This window comes from Paenibacillus algorifonticola (assembly GCF_000971975.1).
GTDB classification, from domain to species: Bacteria; Bacillota; Bacilli; order Paenibacillales; family Paenibacillaceae; genus Pristimantibacillus; species Pristimantibacillus algorifonticola.
Map to the genome: position 1 here is coordinate 177,277 of NZ_LAQO01000006.1, position 14,024 is coordinate 191,300.

General features: G+C 52.0%; 12 protein-coding genes. 10 read left to right on the forward strand and 2 right to left on the reverse strand.

Annotated elements, in window-relative coordinates; all coding sequences use genetic code 11:
* Positions 1-90: 90 nt before the first annotated feature.
* The 6 genes from WH37_RS14395 (at position 91) to WH37_RS14420 (ending at position 6,384) form a co-directional block, all read left to right on the forward strand.
* Positions 91-1,710, forward strand: a complete 1,620-nt coding sequence (locus tag WH37_RS14395; RefSeq protein WP_046231285.1) for a helix-turn-helix domain-containing protein — start codon at positions 91-93, stop codon at positions 1,708-1,710.
* Positions 1,711-1,805: 95 nt separating this feature from the next.
* Entirely contained in the window at positions 1,806-2,312 is a 507-nt protein-coding gene (locus WH37_RS14400; RefSeq protein WP_046231286.1) for a GNAT family N-acetyltransferase, read from the forward strand.
* The gene (locus WH37_RS14405) at positions 2,309-2,998 is read left to right on the forward strand and encodes a YIP1 family protein (RefSeq protein WP_046231287.1); all 690 of its coding nucleotides are present in this window, start codon (positions 2,309-2,311) and stop codon (positions 2,996-2,998) included. Before WH37_RS14400 ends, WH37_RS14405 begins: the two co-directional genes overlap by 4 nt.
* Positions 2,999-3,094: 96 nt before the next feature.
* The gene (gene hisC, locus WH37_RS14410; protein ID WP_046231288.1) at positions 3,095-4,159 is read left to right on the forward strand and encodes a histidinol-phosphate transaminase; all 1,065 of its coding nucleotides are present in this window, start codon (positions 3,095-3,097) and stop codon (positions 4,157-4,159) included.
* On the forward strand, positions 4,159-4,581 hold the full coding sequence (locus tag WH37_RS14415; RefSeq protein WP_046231289.1) for a hypothetical protein: 423 nt from the start codon (positions 4,159-4,161) through the stop codon (positions 4,579-4,581). Before hisC ends, WH37_RS14415 begins: the two co-directional genes overlap by 1 nt.
* 126 nt (positions 4,582-4,707) lie before the next feature.
* Positions 4,708-6,384, forward strand: coding sequence for a ribonuclease J (locus tag WH37_RS14420; RefSeq protein WP_046231290.1), 1,677 nt, complete (start codon positions 4,708-4,710; stop codon positions 6,382-6,384).
* Between the two features lie 166 nt (positions 6,385-6,550).
* Here WH37_RS14420 and WH37_RS14425 read toward each other — a convergent pair whose 3' ends face one another.
* Together WH37_RS14425 and WH37_RS14430 are read right to left on the reverse strand one after the other, a co-directional pair.
* Positions 6,551-7,414, reverse strand: a complete 864-nt coding sequence (locus tag WH37_RS14425) for a hypothetical protein (protein ID WP_046231291.1) — start codon at positions 7,412-7,414, stop codon at positions 6,551-6,553.
* A gap of 87 nt (positions 7,415-7,501) precedes the next feature.
* Positions 7,502-8,425 carry a LysR substrate-binding domain-containing protein gene (locus WH37_RS14430; protein ID WP_231594240.1) on the reverse strand — a complete coding sequence of 308 codons (924 nt, stop codon included), beginning with the start codon at positions 8,423-8,425 and terminating at the stop codon, positions 7,502-7,504.
* 223 nt (positions 8,426-8,648) lie between these two features.
* On the opposite strand from WH37_RS14430, the gene WH37_RS14435 reads away from it, so the two are divergent.
* From WH37_RS14435 to WH37_RS14450, 4 genes are all read left to right on the forward strand, one after another.
* Positions 8,649-9,623 (forward strand): ABC transporter ATP-binding protein, encoded by a 975-nt coding sequence (locus WH37_RS14435; RefSeq protein WP_046231293.1) that lies wholly within the window; start codon positions 8,649-8,651, stop codon positions 9,621-9,623.
* A gap of 58 nt (positions 9,624-9,681) precedes the next feature.
* A complete protein-coding gene (locus WH37_RS14440) occupies positions 9,682-10,767 on the forward strand; it encodes an ABC transporter substrate-binding protein (protein WP_046231294.1) in 1,086 nt (361 codons plus the stop codon).
* A 126-nt stretch (positions 10,768-10,893) separates the two neighbouring features.
* Positions 10,894-12,564 carry an ABC transporter permease gene (locus tag WH37_RS14445; protein WP_046231295.1) on the forward strand — a complete coding sequence of 557 codons (1,671 nt, stop codon included), beginning with the start codon at positions 10,894-10,896 and terminating at the stop codon, positions 12,562-12,564.
* 3 nt (positions 12,565-12,567) lie between these two features.
* The gene (locus tag WH37_RS14450; protein WP_046231296.1) at positions 12,568-13,914 is read left to right on the forward strand and encodes an MBL fold metallo-hydrolase; all 1,347 of its coding nucleotides are present in this window, start codon (positions 12,568-12,570) and stop codon (positions 13,912-13,914) included.
* The last annotated feature ends 110 nt before the right edge of the window (positions 13,915-14,024 follow it).

A 14,024-nucleotide genomic window follows, 5' to 3' on the forward strand; every position in this document is an offset into this window, starting at 1 on the left:
TATACTAGTTGTGAAAATCATTCTCATTTACCTTGGCATGTGCGGACATAGTTAGGGCTATCGGCCAAGACATCCAAAGGGGGCTATGAAGTGAACGAAGACGAGGAAAAGCGGCCGCTGCGCCATGCGATATTTTACAGGCTTACCGATGTTCAATATGTCGAGCTGCCGGATAGGCAGGAGCAGGAGCTGCATGCAGCCCATGAACATATGATCATTACAGTGACAGGTGGAACGGGAGCGCTGCAAGCAAACGGGGAACGGCATGCTCTGAGCCGTGGAGCCTGCTATATTTTCTCCCCAAATATTCGGATAGTTCTTACATACAGCGGGAGTGATGAGGGAGCAGTGGGTGGTTTATCCTATTATTGCCTTACCTTCGATTCGGTTGGAGGCGAAAAAGCCAAGGAGGTTGCAGGGACAGCTGAGCCTGACCCTTTTCCTTGTTTGGGCGAGGTCGCATGCAGCCCGTTCTCTTATTGCGTTAGTGAGCTTCAAGGATTATATGAGAAGCGGCACGAGCAGGACGAACTGGAAGCTTTCCGCAGCGACATTCGGTTTCAGCAGCTTTTATTGTTCATCATGCAGAAAAATCTTCCTCTGCGCACAGAAAGCAGCGTCAGAAGGGCGATGGAGCTGTCTATCGCGCATATTAAGCAAAATTACCGCGAGGAGCTGACGGTGGACAAGCTTGCCGAGCAGGCCAATATGGTGCGCTGGCGTTATTCGCGCTTGTTCAAGGAGCTGACGGGAGAAATTCCGCTGCATTATCTGAATGCCGTACGTGTGGAGCAGGCGAAAAAGCTGCTGGCAAGCACGGATGATCGGCTGTTCAACATCGCTCAAAGCGTCGGCTACAGCAATGAATATTATTTTAGTCGCCGCTTCAAGCAGTCGGTTGGCCTTACACCGGGTCAATATCGCCGCCATCAGCGGGAAAATATTCGGGTTTTTGCGCCATTTATTGAGGATTATGTGCTGGCCCTTGGCATCAGGCCGATTATGCAGTTCAGCCATGATGACTGGGGGAGGCAGGAGTATCTGGGCCTTGATGACGTGCCTGAATTTAATGTGGTCAGCGATAGCGAAGCCGCCCTTTCTGACTTTGCGCCAGAGTTTATAATGCTGGACAGCGGTATCGAACGTTGGGGCATGGATAGGCTCACGAGTCTTGCACCGAGCATTCATTTGACCTATAAGGGCGAGGAATGGCGTTCAACGCTGTACAGCATTGCGGATTTGCTGGGGAGAGTAGCGGAGGTGAGGCCCGTCATTGCTGATTATGAAAATAAAGCAACAGCCGCGAAGGCTAAGCTTTCGCGATCAATAAAGCGGCAGACCGTAGCGTGCTTGCGCCTGTCCGCCCAGTCCATCCTTCTGTATGGAGGGCCGGACAATGGCTACACTGGCCCGGTGCTGTACCGCGATTTAGGGCTGACCCCGCATTCGCTCGTAGAGAAGCTGGCTAAAGGCAAGAGGTTTGTTGAGCTGTCGATGGCGGAGCTGGTGCTGCTGGACGCTGATCATCTGTTTATTACGATTGATACGATTTCGGGCAGGCAGATCGAGCTGCTGCAATCGCCGCTTTGGCGGTCGCTGCCCGCCGTGCGGAATGGCAGCGTATATGAGGTCGATTTTTTGTCGTGGATGAATTATGGCGTGCTGTCCCATCATAGAAAAATCGACGATGTGCTGCGCGTATTGTCTTAAGCCTGCGATGGTTCCAATTGAAGCGTCAAGGAAGGCAGACAATTTCCAGCTGCGGTGGTAAACTGTTGATATTATGATGCTAAGGAGAGCGGTTTATGGCAGGGGAAACGTATCGTATTCGCGATGCCATGCAAGAGGATTTGCCCGGCATTGTAGCTATATATAATTCAACGGTTGCGTCGCGCCAAGTGACAGCGGATTTGGAGCCGTCCACGGTAGAAGCGAAGCAGGCTTGGTTTGACGAGCATGCGCCGGATACTCGGCCGCTTTGGGTAGTGGAAGAGGACGGAGAGCTGCTGGCGTGGTTCAGCTTTCAGTCGTTTTATGGACGTCCTGCTTATCAGGCGACAGCCGAGATCAGCATCTACATTGCCGAGCAGCATCGCGCACGCGGATTGGGAAGCATGCTGATGAAGCATGCGCTTGAGGCATGTCCGGCGCTGCATATTCGGACGCTGCTCGGCTTTATTTTTGCCCATAATGCTCCTAGTCTTGGGCTGCTTGGCAAGTTCGGCTTCGAGCAATGGGCGTATATGCCCAAAGTGGCGGAGCTGGATGGGGTGGAGCGCGATTTGGTTATTATGGGGCTCCGCGTTGGATGAAGGACGAAGGGGGAGAAATGATGCAGCAGGGAAATTGGAAATATTGGTTTCGCGTATGGATTCATCCCCGTCAGACGATTAGGCATTTTCTCAATCATCCGGGACCATTCTGGCCGCTCATTGTGATTGCTTTATTCAGCGGCATCTTTCAGTTTCTGGATAACGGTGCAGAGAATGCGTGGGGAAATCATCTGTATTTAGGCTTGATATTGCTGCTGGCTGTTGTAGCCGGCGGAGCGCTCGGGATAGGGGGATTATTTTTATCCGGCGTTTTGTATAGATGGGTGGGCTCATGGTTTGGCGGCACGGCCGACAGGCATCAGATGTACATTGTATTTGCCCGCGGCGTTTTGGCGCCTACCGTTTTAATTGGGCTGCTGTGGATTCCGCAGCTGCTGCTGTTCGGAAGAGGTGCCTTTACCGATTCGCCTGTGTATTCGAGTGGATTAGCTTCGGCGCTTGACCTTCCAGGTGGCGTACTGATGGCGATTGGCCTGTTGTTCTCCATTATCAAAATTGGTTTGAGCATTTGGGTGTTCATTATTATGCTGCATGCGGTCGGTGAGGCCCATCAGTTTTCGGCTTGGCGTTCACTTGGTGTTTCATTAATTATTACGTTCGCCATAGTCGTACTTATTTTGATTCTCGTGCTGCCTTTTTTAGTCATTGGCATAATCGCAAATTAGTGGATGCATTCGGCTGTAAAATGTTTTATGCTGAATGAGGATGAATAAAGCGGACAAACGGCAGGGGCCGTTAATCGAATGAAGGGAGCTTGACTCATGAGTAAGTTCTGGAGCCCACTTGCGGCATCGTTAGTACCTTATGTGCCGGGCGAGCAGCCAAAGGATAAGCAATACATTAAGCTCAACACGAATGAAAACCCGTATCCGCCTTCACCGAAGGTGATAGAGGCGATCCAAGCCGCGGCAAACGAGGATTTACGTCTATACCCTGATCCGACGAGCGGAGCGCTTGTGCAGTCGCTGGCTTCTTATTTTAAGGTTTCCCCAAGCCAGGTTTTTGTGGGCAATGGCTCCGATGAGGTGCTGGCGTTCGCCTTCGCGGCGTTCTTCGATCCCGCAAAGCCGGTGCTGTTTGCGGATATTACATACAGCTTCTATAAAGTGTATGCCGAGTTTTATGGGCTGCAGGCGGATTTAATTCCACTGGATGAGCAGTTCCGTATGCCTCTGGAGCAATTTAATACGCGTGAAAATGGCGGCATTGTCATTCCGAACCCGAATGCTCCGACAGCAATGCTTGTTCCGGTTGACGAGTTCCGCTCGATACTTGAACATAACCGGGATCAAGTGGTCATCATTGACGAGGCTTATATCGATTTCGGTGGAGAATCGGCCGTTAAGCTAGTTGCCGATTATCCGAATGTGCTCGTGATTCAGACGCTATCGAAGTCGCGTTCACTCGCCGGATTGCGGGTAGGCTGGGCGATCGGCAGCGAGGAGCTTATCGACGGCCTTAACCGTGTGAAAAATTCATTCAACTCCTATACGCTCGACCGCTTAGCGCTTGCCGGTGCTGTTGCGGCCATAGAAGATGAGGATTATTTCCAGGAGATTACGGTAAAGGTTAATCAGACAAGGGATCAGACGGCTGTGCGTCTGCGGGAACTCGGCTTTGTCGTGACCGATTCCACAGCCAATTTTCTGTTCATTTCCCACCCTGACCAAGCGGCGGAGCATATTTTTCAAAAGCTGCGCGAGCAGGGCGTACTCGTTCGTTATTTCAAGCAGCCTCGCATCGAGCATTATTTGCGGGTAAGTATTGGTACGGATGAGGAAATGGACGTCTTTCTTAACGTAATCGCTGATATTGTAAAGCCGTAATGAGCGAGGAAAATCGTTCGCCGTTCGGTCTTGCTATGCGGAGGGTTACGCTGCTTAGCTTAATTTTCTCGTTAATCGGCAATACTTTGTATTATGCGGCAGCTTACAGCATGACGATTTTGAATGGTGTATTTACTTTGCTGGCAGTGCTTGGCGTGTTTTATACGATAGCCATCGTTCGAAGCTTTAGCGGACGCTTTTGGTATTTTCCGCTATTTATTCCGGTGCTTTGGGTACCCTTTACGGTCATTTTAACGTATGGGCTCGGGCTAGTGTTCCCTTTATCCGATGAAGTGACATCCAGAGGTTTGCTCGTTATTTATATCCACGGGCTGAATTTATGCACGGTAGCGGCATCGGCTTTTATGGGAATGTTTGTTAAAGGCTTGCTTTACATTTTGGGTCGAATGAACAAGGAATAAAAGGCGAATAAGCCTATTTCCTTTTTATTAAATTTTCGTGCTATAATGGTGACAAGTGACTGGTTCGGATCTTTTTAGTTTGAGGTATATTAATCGTCGTCAGTCTTATAAAATAGGAGGATTATTTTGAATAACAGAACAGAAAACAAACTATCCATTTTTGCCTTGGGCGGCGTAGGTGAAATTGGGAAAAATATGTACGCAGTACAATACGCTAACGATATTATTGTCATTGATTGCGGTTCCAAGTTTCCCGATGAAGAGCTGCTGGGCATCGATATTATCGTGCCGGACATTTCTTATCTAATCGAGAACAAGGACAAGGTCAGAGCGCTGCTTATTACGCACGGCCATGAAGACCACATCGGTGGATTACCTTATATTTTGAAGCAGCTTAGCCTGCCTGTCTACGCAAGTCGTCTGACAATGGGACTTATCGAAGGCAAGCTGAAGGAAGCTGGCCTGCTGGGCGCAACGGAAAGACATCTGATTCATGCGGAATCCGAGCTGAAATTCGGCACGTTGACTGCTAGCTTTTTCCGTACGAACCACAGTATTCCGGATTCCCTCGGTGTTGTACTGGATACGCCTGAAGGTGTCGTTGTACACACAGGCGACTTCAAGTTTGATCAGACGCCGGTTAATGATCACCATGCTGATCTTCATCGCATGGCTGAAATTGGCCGCAAGGGCGTACTGGCGCTTCTATCGGAGAGCACAAATGCAGAGCGTCCGGGCTTCACGCCTTCGGAAAGAAACGTTGGAGCGAACTTCATAGACGCTTTCCGCAAGGCAGAGCGCCGTGTCATCGTATCGACGTTCGCATCGAACGTATACCGCTTGCAGCAAGTTATCGACGCGGGTGTCGCAACGAACCGCAAGCTGGCGATTATTGGCCGCAGTATGGTCAATATGATTACGATTGCTTCTGAGCTTGGCTATTTGAATATTCCGGACGGGATGCTCATTGAAACGAATGAAGTGAACCGTTATGCTGACAATCAGGTCGTCATTTTGTGCACGGGCAGCCAAGGCGAGCCGATGTCGGCGCTTACGCGTATGGCGCGTTCCAATCACCGCCAGATTGAAATTCTGGAGGGCGATACGGTCATTATTTCCGCTACGCCGATTCCAGGCAACGAGCGGAGCATTGGCCGTACAGTAGACGAGCTGTTCCGCCTTGGCGCGAACGTTATCTACGGTCAGGGCGCTGCTACAGGCATGCACGTATCCGGCCATGCCAGCCAAGAAGAGCTGAAGCTGATGCTTCATCTGATGGCACCGAAATATTTTATTCCGATTCACGGCGAATACCGGATGCAGCTTCACCACAAGAAGCTTGCTGAAGCTGTAGGCGTTGCGAAGGAAAATATTTTCCTTGTCGATAACGGCGAGGTGGTCGAGATTGCGAATGGCCAAGCACGCAAAGCGGGCAAAGTTTCGTCCGGCAATACGTATATCGATGGCCTGGGCATTGGCGATGTCGGCAATATTGTATTGCGCGATCGCAAGCATTTGTCGCAGGACGGCATTCTTGTTGTTGTAGTAACGATCAGCAAGCAGGATAAAACGATTAAATCCGGTCCGGATATTATTTCGCGCGGTTTCGTCTATGTACGTGAATCGGAAGGTCTGCTCGACGAAGCAGGCCGCATTGTATCCCGCACCATTACTAAATCAATTAGCGATAACGTCAATCAATGGACGACGCTAAAATCTAATGTAAAAGACGCGCTCGGACGATTCTTATATGAGCAAACGAAAAGAAAGCCGATGATTCTTCCGATCATCATGGAAGTATAATCGGCGCCTAACCAGTCCACTTCACTTTGCTTAGTGAGCCGATCATTGAATAGATTTATGAACAAGAAGACCGTATAACCAGCCTGATTCGTCAGGCGGCTATGCGGTCTTTTTTGCGTTCATTGGACGGCTATGGATTAGCTCAACAACCTAATAACTTGTTAATTTAATAACGTTCCAATACAAGCTGCGTTTTCAGTCCGTCTGCTGGCACGAGCCATCCCAAATTGTTCAAGCTGTTTATCAGCGCGGTGCGGTTCGTATTAGCTACGCTATATTCATCCGTTTTGAAGGAAATTTCCACAATTGGTTCGATGCCTGTACCCGCAGCATTGCGGATTGGCCAAATTTCAACGTCCACCTCAAGGCCGTTCCAAGTGCCTGTGTGCTTAGTTGTGAGGATAGGGCCGTAAGCGCGCGAGTTTTGCAGCTGCGTCTTGCCCCAATTGCTTGTTCCCCAGTTTTTCAGCTTGCCTGGCAGCTCGTCGAGCAGCATTTGGCGGGCTGCTGATTCGGATGGAAGTCCGAGTGCGCCATTCAAGGATTTAGTCACCTTTTTATCCACTGACATGCTGAGCGTCTGCTTACTATAGCCCCAATCGATCTCCGCCTTATAATTGTCATCCGTAATGTCGAAGCCTTCTGTGTTTGCGAGCGTCAGCGCTGCATCAATGTTGCCGTTTTGCACAGCGTAACGTTTTTTGTACGTAAGCTCGTAGTTGTTTTTATCCTCTTTTTTGCGAAAACGTGCGTTCCAGCCTGCATCATCCAGACCGAGACTATTGGTATCGAAATATTCCACATTGGTTTGTCTCGAAGTAGTCAGATTGAACTGGGAGGTTACGGCAGAAGTTAGCGCCAAATTGCTGTTCAGCACTTGCGCGGAATCCAGCAGCAGCTTGACCTCGTAGGATGGGACCATATTCGCTTCCTGTTTTTTTGCCTGTGCCGTCTCGGGCGCCTGGAACGCCGACAGCAGCAGCGTCGCGCTCAAAACCAGCGTGCCTGCTTTCGTTAACCAATGTTTCATTATCTCATCTCCTCTTCATAATGGAAGTACAAGCTCTACTTTAGGGATCCATTGTTCGCGAGGAATCAAGCATGGAAACGGATTATGTTAATTTTTCCAATAATTAATGGATGGGGACGGAGAATTTTTAAAGCTTCTATGGAGGGTATCAATAAATTGTTCGGTCAGCCTGGAGTCATAGCGATCCTTGTTATAACAGCAATAAATCGAGCGCTGAAAGCGGGTATTGGGGATTTTGCGCATGAGCAGCTGTCCCTTTCGAACTTCCTCCTGCACGGAAAGCTCCGAAATAAAAGCAATATGTCCACCTTGCTGCACCGTCTGCTTGATGGCTTCAATCGAATCGAGCTCAATCGGCCCGATGAGAGCAATGCGGTGATTGTTCAGCCATCTCGTTGTCATTTCCCGCGTACTGGACTGCTCGCCATGCAGCACAAAATTGGCTGTTGCAATGAGCCCGGGATTAAGCGTCTCATAAGCAGCCAGATGATGCTCAGGTGCAAAAATAACGACCAGCTCGTCTTCACAAATGCTTTGGGTAGACAAGGACGGCTGCTCGAACGGCTCGGAGGAGATGAGGCCGAGATGAATGTCATGGTTCCACAGCTTCTCCTTAATAATAGGCGCGGGTTTCACCAGCACTGAAATTTCAATGCCCGGATGATGTTTGGAAAAATCGCTCAGCACCTCTGGCAGCACATAGGTGGCGGGGACGTAGCTCGCTCCAATGGTCAGCTTCCCTCGGGCAAGGCTGCCATATTCCATAACGACGCGCTCGGCTTCCTGCGCCAGCTTATTGATGCGCACCGCATAATGAAGCAGCGCCTTGCCGGGCGCGGTCAGCAGCATTTTATCCGCTCGCGCCTCGAACAGTTTGACGCCCATTTCCTGCTCCAGGCTTTTCATATGATAGGTGATGGTCGGCTGCTTGAGATCGAGCTCGTGGGCAACGGGGGTAATTTTCTTATGCTTGTCGAGCAGCTCAATAATTTTCAGCTTCAATAAATTCACAGGCGGTTGCCTCCTACTATTAGCGGATATGTATAAAAGTAGCATAGAAAAATTCGATGAATGTTAAAACAAATCCACTAAAAAGTTAATCTTTCATTTACACAGCTCAAATAAACAACGAATAGTCGGGAGCTATACTGAGGTCAAGCTTAAAGCCTAGCGGACAAGGAAGCCTCGGCTGCCTGCTCCGCCAGTCATTTAATAGACAGGCAGGTTAATGCATATGGGACATATCGTAATGAATCATTTGGAAAAGTCTTTCGGCTCCGTTCAGGCGCTGCGGCCTTCCAGCTTATCGATTGCCAAAGGCAGCTTTACGACGCTGCTTGGCCCCTCAGGCTGTGGCAAAACGACGCTGCTGCGAATGCTCGCAGGACTTGAGACGCCGGATGGCGGCGAGATTCATGTGAATGGAGAGTGCTATTATTCCAAAGTGAAGCATGTCAATAAGCCGGCTCATCAAAGGAAATTCGGAATGGTTTTTCAAGACTTTGCGCTTTGGCCGCATATGACGGTGTTTGAAAATGTCGCCTTCGGCCTGCGTGCTGCCGGCATGAAGGCTGGGCTTCAGGAAGCGGTGCTAGACGCGCTCGCAACGGTTCGTCTTGAAGGCATGGAGAAACGCTATCCGCATCAGTTATCAGGCGGCCAGCAGCAGCGCGTCGCCTTCGCGAGAGCGATTGTCATGAAGCCGCAGCTCGTGCTGTTCGACGAGCCGCTCAGCGCATTGGATGCGCTGCTGCGCGATGAGATGCGGGCAGAGCTGCTCCATCTGGTGAAGGAAGCGGGCGTGACGGCGCTTTACGTCACCCATGACCAGACGGAGGCGATGAGCATGTCGGATGAGGTTGTTGTGCTGCAGGGCGGCGAGATTTTGCAGCAAGGCACGCCGGAGCAAATATACAGCGCCCCGGAGCATCCATTCGTCGCCCGATTCATCGGCAAGTCGAATTGGCTGATGAAGGACAAGTGGATGCTGCGGCCGGAGCATGTGCGCTTTCGTGAGGCGGATGCGGAGGACCATCGCTTCGAGGCGAAGGTGCGCCATGCCAGCTACATGGGCGACCGCTACGAGGTAGAGCTTGAGATGCAGGAGAATCTGGGCATTTGGACGGCCTACTCTCCGTCGAGGCTGCTCGTTGGCGATAAGGTGCAAGTTTATGCCTCGCCGGAGCATGTGCATGAAGTCGTGTCATAAACGAGTGGATTACATGTTTTGTAAATAAAAAAATGAAAACAATCGGGAGGCCCTACCAATGAAATTAGCTAAAAAAGGCATGATGCTTGCTTTAACCGCATTTATGGGAGCTAGCTTGGCAGGCTGCGGAGCTGCGGCGAACAATGGACAAGGAAGTAGTGAATCGTCTACGGCACCTTCGGCACCAGCTGCTTCTACAGCAGCAGAGCAGCCGCAGCAAACGGATGTCAAGCTGAGCGGCAGCGTAGTCGTGTACAGCGCAGGACCAGAAGGGCTCGCGAACAAAATTAAAGAAGGTTTTGAAGCGAAGACTGGCGTGAAGGTCGAAATGTTCCAAGGCACGACGGGCAAAATTCTCGCCCGCATGGAAGCGGAGAAATCAAATCCAGCCGTTGATGTGCTTGTGCTCGCTTCACTGCCAGCAATGCAGGGGCTCAAGGGGGATGGCATTCTGATGAGCTATCCGGAAGCGGCTAATGCGGACAAGCTGATTGCCGACTGGTCGGATAAAGACGGGCAATATTTCAGCTACAGCGCCTCTGCGCTCGGTATTGTCTACAATACGAAGCTGGTTCAGGCGCCTCCTGCATCATGGGCAGATCTGGCGAAGCCGGAGTGGAAGGACAAGGTCAACATTCCAGATCCATCGCTTTCCGGTTCAGCGCTTGATTTTATCTCTGGTTATTTGAGCGCTTCGGGAGATAGCGGCTGGTCGCTCTTCGAAAGCTACAAGCAGAACGGCGTAGCGATGGCGGGCGCGAATCAGGAGGCACTTGATCCTGTCATTACTGGGGCAAAATCGGTCGTAGCAGCTGGCGTCGATTACATGGCGTACAAAGCGAAAGCGGCTGGCGAGCCAGTTGATATTGTTTATCCAAAAGAGGGCAGCGTCATCAGCCCGCGTCCTGCGGCGATTGTATCGACAAGCAAAAACACGGACAATGCTAAAGCTTTTATCGACTACCTGCTTTCCGATGAGGCTCAGCAGCTGGTAGCTGGCGCTTATCTGCTTCCAGGCCGCTCGGATGTGGAGGCGAAGGATCGCGCAAGTGTGAGCGACATTCCGACCTTTAATGTGAACTGGCAGTGGATGAATGATAATGCCGACAGCGTAACGACGAGCTTTACCCAATTGTTTAAATAAAGCAAACACCAGCCGCCTGATATCTGCTGCCCTGAGGCATTAGGTATCAGGCGGTGCTGGCAATTGACAAGCGATGGACGAGTAATGGACAACGTTCTAGACAGGTAATAGACAGGTGGTCTGAAGATGCAATCCTCTTTATTCAAAAATTATGCTTGGCTCGGCATGGGACTGGCGCTGGTTCTTCTCGGTATGCTGGTGCTCGCACCGCTGCTGATCGTATTTGGCACGAGCTTATATACCGACCAGAAGCTGGATTTGCTTGCTCCGCTGCAAATCATTAGGCAGAGCGAGCTTAGCGAGGTGCTGTTTAACTCGATTTGGCTGGGACTATGCGTCATCGCGGCGACGACGGTGCTTGCTTTCCCGCTGGCTTGGGTCATGGCGAAGACGCCGCTGCGCCGCCACAAATGGCTCGATATCGTGCTGCTTATTCCGTTCATGACGCCGCCCTACATCGGGTCGATGGGCTGGATGCTGTTCATGCAGACGAATGGCTATATGGAGCAGTTTATTCCGGCTTCCTCGGCGCTGACGCCCGCTTTCTTCAGCTTTGGCGGCATGGTGGCGATTATGAGCCTGCATTTATTTCCGTTTCTGTATTTGCTGCTGCGCAATGCGCTGCTGCAAATCGGCGGCAGCATGGAGGAAGCGGCGGCGGTGCATGGCGGCGGCTTCCTGTACCGCCTGCGGCGGATTGTTCTGCCGCTGCTGCTGTCGAGCTACGTTATGGGCAGCCTGCTCATTTTTGTAAAAACGATTGCCGAGTTCGGCACACCCGCCACCTTTGGGCGCAAAATCGGCTTTTACGTCATGACCTCGGAAATCCATAAATATATTTCCAGCTGGCCGATCGATTTCGGCAAGGCGACTTCGCTCGCATCAGTGCTGCTCGCTGCTTGTCTCGTGATGTGGTATATCCAGAGCACGATTAGCAGCCGCTATTCGTATCGCTTGGTCGGCGGCAAAGGCGCCATCAAGCAGACAGCGACGATGAGCCGCTGGGGCTGGGCCTTGTGCTGGATGTACATTGGGGTGCTGCTCATTGCCTCCATCGGTATCCCTTATTTCTCGATTATTACGGCATCGCTGTTAAAGCTGCGAGGCGTAGGGCTTGCTTGGGATAATCTTACGCTCCAGCATTATGTGGATTTGCTTACGCCAGGCTCCGCAAGTCTGGAGGCGCTGCTGAACAGCTTTGGCCTGTCGATTGTCGCTTCCACGATTGCCGTCGTGCTGGGCACGTGGTTCGCCTTGACGGTGCAGCGTTCGCGTACCCCGGGACAGAAGCTGGTTGATCTATTCAGCTTGCTGCCGAATACAGTACCAGGGATCGTAATCGTGGTTGGTTTGATTTTGTTATGGAATGCCAAGTGGATGCCCATTCCGCTTTATAATACGTACGGCATGGTCGTGCTGACGTATGTCATTCTGTTCCTGCCTTACACCGTACAGTATGTAAAAGCGAGCTATGGGCAAATTGACCCGATGCTGCTGCAGGCGGGTCAAGTATTTGGCGGACGCAGGCTCTATGTGCTGCGCCGGATATTGCTGCCGCTGCTGCTGCCGGGCATGCTGGCGGGCTGGATGATGACGTTCACGATAGCCAATCGGGAGCTGGTGGCGTCGCTGCTCGTCCTGCCGCCGTCAATGAAAACGTCGGCGACTTATATTTTTGCCCAGTTTGAGCAGGGAGAGGTGTCGATGGGGATGGCGATGGCCGTCATAACTGTTGGCATTACAACCGTGCTGCTGCTGGCGATGAATGTTTTTAGCTCACAACAGAAAGTGGAATAGCTGATGATGCAACTGACCATTTGGGGTGGAGCGGGCGAACACGGACGCTCCAGCTATTTGCTGCAATATAATGAGGAAGCGGTTTTGCTGGATTGCGGCGGGAAAAAAGAAGGCGGCGGGCAATATCCGCTCATCAGCCGGGAAGTGATTCCACAGCTGAAAGCGGTATTCTTATCGCATGCGCATGAGGACCATTCCATGGCGCTGCCGCTGCTGTATAAGCACGGTTATGAAGGTGAAGTATGGACGAGCCGCGTGACGGCGCAGCAGCTTCCGGGTTATTTTCAGGCGTGGGGCCGTTATGCCCGCTCGCAGGCTGCCGAGCTCCCTTATAGGGATGAGCATATTGCGGCTATCCGCTATGCCTATTTGGAGGAGAGATCCATTGCCGATGAATGGAGCAGCGTGTTTCCGGGTCTGCGCATAAAATGGGGGCGCAGCGGGCATTTGCCTGGCGCGGTTTGGCTGGCGCTCGACTGGCATGGCAAGCTGGTGTATTTCTCGGGCGATTATACCGCAGAATCGGGCCTGCTTGCGGCGGATGAGCCGCTGCTCGGAGTGATTGGCGAGGGGGCGGATGCCGCCCGCCGTCCGATTTCAGAGACAATGCGTATCGCCGATCTTGCGATCGTCGATGCGGCTTACGGGGCGAACCCGGATTCGCAGGCGGTTCGGCTGGCGGAGCTGGAGCGGGCGACCGAGGAGGTGCTGCTTGCGCAGGGCTCGGTGCTTTATCCGGTGCCGACGAGCGGGAGAGGGCAGGAGCTATTGGTGTGGGCGAGCGAGCGCTTCCCACAAGCGCGGCTTATCGTGGAGCGGGCGCTGATGGAGCCGCTCCACCAGTTGGCTGCGCTGCCGGAATGGCTGGGCGGCGGAGCGCTGGCCCGTATGGAGGCGCTGCTGGCTAGTGGCAGGCTTACGATTGTCGCAAGTGAAGAGGAGCGCTTAAGGGCGCTTGCTCGCAAGGGCAGCGCCCTGATTTTTACGAATGATGGCATGATGCAGTCTGAAGTTGCACGGTGGTACCACCAGCAGCTTTCGGGTGCCGCCCACCATGCCGTATTGCTGACCGGACATCTCGCAGCAGGCTCTTATGGCGAAATGGCACTGCGGAGCAGCGGCAGGAGTGGGAGCGTCGCCTCTGGCTTCCCGCCACCGGTGCAGCATATCCGCTATAAGGTGCATCAGGGGCTGCCGGATGTCCGCCAGATGCTGGAGCGGGTACCCAGCCGCACCACTGTGCTAGCGCATGCGGTTAAGTCGAGAACCGACGGGCTGCTTGAAGTGTTGAAGGAAGAGGGCTATGAGGGCGTTTATTCGCTGAGTCCGGGGGAACGGTTGATTTTTTAAATGAAAAATGGAAAACAGCAGTGATTTATGGCGCTAAAATGTCGTAATGAATCTATGCTGTTTTTTTGCTGCCGGCTAAAGTTTTCAGCCATGTTGTAATTGGGGAATAT

Excerpts from the sequence above, each read along its gene's own strand:
- WH37_RS14440 (WP_046231294.1), top strand. The coding sequence starts at position 9,682 with ATGAAATTAGCTAAAAAAGGCATGATGCTTGCTTTAACCGCATTTATG.
- WH37_RS14405 (WP_046231287.1), top strand. The coding sequence starts at position 2,309 with ATGAAGGACGAAGGGGGAGAAATGATGCAGCAGGGAAATTGGAAATAT.
- WH37_RS14400 (WP_046231286.1), top strand. The coding sequence starts at position 1,806 with ATGGCAGGGGAAACGTATCGTATTCGCGATGCCATGCAAGAGGATTTG.
- WH37_RS14425 (WP_046231291.1), bottom strand. The coding sequence starts at position 7,414 with ATGAAACATTGGTTAACGAAAGCAGGCACGCTGGTTTTGAGCGCGACG.
- hisC (WP_046231288.1), top strand. The coding sequence starts at position 3,095 with ATGAGTAAGTTCTGGAGCCCACTTGCGGCATCGTTAGTACCTTATGTG.
- WH37_RS14450 (WP_046231296.1), top strand. The coding sequence starts at position 12,568 with ATGATGCAACTGACCATTTGGGGTGGAGCGGGCGAACACGGACGCTCC.
- WH37_RS14445 (WP_046231295.1), top strand. The coding sequence starts at position 10,894 with ATGCAATCCTCTTTATTCAAAAATTATGCTTGGCTCGGCATGGGACTG.
- WH37_RS14435 (WP_046231293.1), top strand. The coding sequence starts at position 8,649 with ATGGGACATATCGTAATGAATCATTTGGAAAAGTCTTTCGGCTCCGTT.
- WH37_RS14415 (WP_046231289.1), top strand. The coding sequence starts at position 4,159 with ATGAGCGAGGAAAATCGTTCGCCGTTCGGTCTTGCTATGCGGAGGGTT.